Origin of the sequence: Kitasatospora sp. NPDC059571, from assembly GCF_042735675.1 — a bacterium.
Taxonomy (GTDB): domain Bacteria; phylum Actinomycetota; class Actinomycetes; order Streptomycetales; family Streptomycetaceae; genus Kitasatospora.
This window is the reverse complement of sequence record NZ_JBHWBW010000353.1, coordinates 1-2,737: the sequence shown is the minus strand read 5'-3', so window position 1 is coordinate 2,737 and position 2,737 is coordinate 1. Positions and strand designations below refer to the sequence as shown.

Annotated in this window: 4 protein-coding genes; all 4 read left to right on the top strand. The window is 75.2% G+C overall.

Features of this window, described 5'->3' with window-relative positions; all coding sequences use genetic code 11:
* On the top strand, positions 1 to 516 hold a 516-nt coding region (locus ACFV0G_RS29145), incomplete at its 5' end, for a nuclear transport factor 2 family protein (protein ID WP_380554441.1).
* A gap of 56 nt (positions 517 to 572) precedes the next feature.
* On the top strand, positions 573 to 1,139 hold the full coding sequence (locus ACFV0G_RS29140; protein WP_380554438.1) for a dihydrofolate reductase family protein: 567 nt from the start codon (positions 573 to 575) through the stop codon (positions 1,137 to 1,139).
* A gap of 59 nt (positions 1,140 to 1,198) precedes the next feature.
* Positions 1,199 to 1,963: an alpha/beta fold hydrolase gene (locus ACFV0G_RS29135; protein ID WP_380554435.1), complete on the top strand. Its 765-nt coding sequence runs from the start codon at positions 1,199 to 1,201 to the stop codon at positions 1,961 to 1,963.
* A 133-nt stretch (positions 1,964 to 2,096) separates the two neighbouring features.
* Positions 2,097 to 2,618, top strand: coding sequence for a YbhB/YbcL family Raf kinase inhibitor-like protein (locus ACFV0G_RS29130; protein WP_380554432.1), 522 nt, complete (start codon positions 2,097 to 2,099; stop codon positions 2,616 to 2,618).
* Positions 2,619 to 2,737: the final 119 nt, after the last annotated feature.

The following is a 2,737-nucleotide window of genomic DNA, read 5'->3' as shown; positions in this document are numbered from 1 at the left end:
GCCGCGCCCCCGCCCCCCCCGGCCGGGGCGCCCCCCGCGGGCCGCCCGGGGGCCCGCGCGGCGCCCCCCGGGGGCGGCCCGGCGGCCGGCGCCGATGCGGTCGCGGAGCCGGACGATCCCGAGGTGCGGGCCGTGGTCCAGCGGTACGTGCGGGCGTTCGAGGCGGCGGACGTGCCCGCGCTGGTGCGGCTGCTGGCCGAGGACGCTGTCCTGGAGATGCCGCCGGTGCCGCTCTGGTACCGCGGCAGCGGGGACTACGGCCGTTTCATGGAGCGGGTGTTCCGGATGCGCGGCCCGGGCTGGGCGGTACGGGAGCTGACCGCCAACGGGCAGCCGGCGCTCGCCGCGTACGCGCCGGCGCCGGACGGCGGCGGGCACCGGCTGCACAGCCTGCAGGTCCTCACCGTCGCCGGCGGCCGCATCGCGCGCAACGTGGTGTTCGCGGACCCGGGCGCCCTCACGGCGTTCGCGCTGCCGGGCGGGATCGACGCCGACGGGATGCGCGGGGAGCGATGAGTCCGGGCGGCGGCGCCGGTACGTACCGGTGAGCACCGACCGAAGGGAGTCCTCTCATGAGTGTCATCGTCATCGAGTTCATCACCCTGGACGGGGCCGTCTCCGACCCGGACGGGTCGGACGGCACGCCCGTCGGCGGCTGGGCCTTCCGGCACGGGCCGGAGGCGGTCGCCGGGGACAAGTTCCGGCTCGGCCGCACCCTGGACGACGGGGTCCTGCTGCTCGGGCGGGCCACCTGGCAGCTGTTCGCGGGGATCTGGCCGCACCGGGACGATCCGTTCTCCGCACGGATGAACGCCGTGCCGAAGCTGGTCGCCACCCGGACCCTGACCGGCGCGGACACCGCGGTGTGGGCCAACTCCCGGATCCTGGAGGGCGACCTGGTCGACGTCGTCGCGCAGGAGCGCCGGGACGTGGTGGTCGCCGGGAGCCTCGGCGTCGTGGCGCAGCTGACGGCCGCCGGCCTGGTCGACGAGTACCGGCTGCTGACCTTCCCCACCGTCCTCGGCACCGGCCGCCGGCTCTTCCCCGCCGACGGACCCGGTGCGGACCTGGAGCTGCTGACCGCCGACCGGGTCGGCGCCGCCGTCCTCGCCCGCTACCGGAGGGCCGCGGCCCGCTGACGGTGCCGTCGCGGGGTGCTCTCCGTGGACCGTCGGTGGCGGGTCCTATGATCCGCGCCATGCGTGAGTCCTTCTCGGTGGGTGGGCGGAAGCTGTCGTACCTGGACTTCGGCGGTCCGGGGCAGCCGCTCCTGGCCCTGCACGGGCACTACAACGAGGCGTCGGCGTTCGCACCGCTCGCGGGGGCGCTGGCACCGCGGTGGCAGGTGATCGCGCTCGACCAGCGCGGTCACGGGGAGTCCGACCGTGCCGCCGGATACGGGCGGGACGACTACACGGCCGACCTTGTCGCCTTCCACCGGCATCTGGGCCTCGGCCCGGTGCCGGTGCTGGGCCACTCACTGGGCGGGGTGAACGCCTATCAGTTCGCCGCCCGGCATCCGGAGCTCGTGAGCAGGCTGATCGTGGAGGACATCGGCGCGGAGGTGCAGTGCGACTGGTCGTTCACCACACGCCTGCCCTCCACCGCACCGTCCCGGGAGGCCCTGGTCGCGGCGCTGGGTGCAGCGGCGCCCTATCTCGCCTGCGCGTTCAGACAGCGGGACGGGGGCTGGGGCTTCTCCTTCGGGATCGCCGACACCGTGGCTTCGCAGCAGGCGCTCAACGGCGACCACTGGGGCGACTGGACGGCGGTGTCCTGCCCCACCCTGCTGGTCCGGGGAACGGCGAGCGACGAATTGGCGGCCGACCACGCCCGCGCCATGGTCGCCCGCCGCGGCCGACGGGCCCGACTGGTCGAACTGGCGGCGGGTCACGTCGTGCACCACGACGCCCCGGAACGGTTCGCCGCCGAAGTGGCGGGCTTCCTGTCGGAGCCCTACTGAGGCGATTTTCTGACTGTAATTCTATTAGCCCTCATGGCCCATGACGGGCATTCAGCGGAGTCGGGCGTGTCCACCGTCGGCTGCACTAGTGTCCACCCCCGGCATCGACCGCGACCCGGGAGACACACCCCTCATGACCAGGCCACCCCTGCCCCACGACTTCCAGCGCCCCGTCCCGGCGTTCACCGCCACCAGCGACGCCGTGACGGAGGGCGCCGCGCTCTCCCCGCTGCAGACCTACGAGGGCGGCAACGTCTCTCCGCAGCTCGGCTGGTCGGGCTTTCCGTCCGGGACGAGGAGCTTCGCGGTGACCTGCTTCGACCCGGACGCCCCTACCGGGAGCGGCTGGTGGCACTGGGTGCTCTTCGACCTCCCGGCCGACGTCACCGAGCTCCCCACCGGCGCCGGCAGCGGCGGCTTCCCGGGGCTGCCGGCCGGCGCGATCCACGGCCGCAACGACTACGGGACCAGGGACTTCGGCGGCGCCGCCCCGCCGCCCGGCCACGGCCCGCACCGCTACGTCTTCACCGTGCACGCCCTCGGCGTCGAGAAGCTGGGCCTCGACGCCGACACCTCGGCCGCCGCGATCAGCGGCACGCTCGGCCACTTCGCCCTCGGCCGGGCGACCATCTGCGCGACGTACGAGAACCGGTAGAAGGCCACGTCACATGCGTCGAGGCCGGCCCCCGCCGCGGGGGGTGGGGGGGACGCACGCGGCCCGCCGGGGGCGGCGGGCACCCCCGCCGGGAGCGGGGGGGGGGGGGGGGGGCGGGG